Source organism: Methylobacterium sp. WL6 (genome assembly GCF_008040095.1).
Lineage (GTDB): Bacteria > Pseudomonadota > Alphaproteobacteria > Rhizobiales > Beijerinckiaceae > Methylobacterium.
Window position 1 is genome coordinate 1 of record NZ_VRVH01000589.1, and the last position, 1,125, is coordinate 1,125.

Here is a 1,125-nt window from a genome sequence, read left to right on the forward strand (position 1 = left end):
GGCTGCTCGGTTCTTCCGGCTTCGGGTCCGACGGCGCGTGCCGTGGAGGCGGGGGCGGAGCTGTCGACGCCGGAGGGGCTGCTGGCGCGCTACGAGCTGGTGGACGTGACCCCGGCGGTGATCGAGGCCCTGCGCGGGCGCCCGCTCGACAGCCTGCTGGCCTCCTTCGGCGACAAGCGCCCCTCGATCGAGCCGGTAATCGGGGTGGGCGACTACGTCTCGGTCTCGGTCTGGGAGGCCGGGTCGGGCGGCCTGTTCTCCGGCCCGCTCGTCGCCGATCGCTTCTCCGCCGGCTCGAAGTCGGCGCTGATCCCCGAGCAGGCCGTCGGCCGCGACGGCGCGATCTCGGTGCCCTATGCCGGGCGCATCCACGTCGCCGGACGCCGCACCCAGGACGTCCAGACGCTGATCGAGAACGAGCTCGCCGGCAAGGCGATCCAGCCGCAGGTGCTGGTCTCGGTCACCAAGCCGATCTCCCAGGCCGTCACCGTCACCGGCGAGGCGGTCGCCGGCGCCCGCCTGCCGCTGTCGACCGGCGGCGACCGCCTCCTCGACGTCGTGGCCTCCGCCGGCGGCGTGCGCTCGCCCGTCTCCGAGACCTTCGTGCGCCTCTCGCGCGGGGACCGCACCACCACCGTGCCGATGACGACCCTGGTGGCCAACCCGCGCGAGAACATCTACCTGCGCCCCAACGACGTGCTCACCCTGGTGCGCGACCCCCAGACCTTCCTGGCGGTCGGCGCGCTCGGCAACGCCACCGAGCTGCCGTTCTCGGCCGAGGGCATCACGCTCGCCCAGGCCCTGGCCAAGGCCCGCGGCCTGTCCGACTTCCAGGCCGACCCGGCCGGCACCTTCGTGTTCCGCTTCGAGCCGGCCGCCGTCGTGCGCCGCCTCAACCCGGCCTCGCCGCTCCTGACCACACCCGTGGTCCCGGTGGTCTACCGCATCGACATGCGCGACCCCAACAGCCTGTTCACCTCCCAGGCCTTCCGCATGCGAAACCGCGACCTCGTCTACGTCTCCAACGCCCCCTTCACCGAAGTCTCCAAGGTCGTCAGCGTCTTCTCCACCGTCGCAGGCCCCGTCGCATCCGCAGCCTCCGTCTACGCCTACTCACGGTAGGCG

General features: G+C 72.5%; 1 protein-coding gene. It reads left to right on the forward strand.

Annotated features, from left to right (window positions below; genetic code table 11):
- Positions 1-1,122: polysaccharide biosynthesis/export family protein (locus FV230_RS28595; RefSeq protein ID WP_147844761.1), on the forward strand; the 1,122-nt coding region annotated here is incomplete at its 5' end.
- Positions 1,123-1,125: the final 3 nt, after the last annotated feature.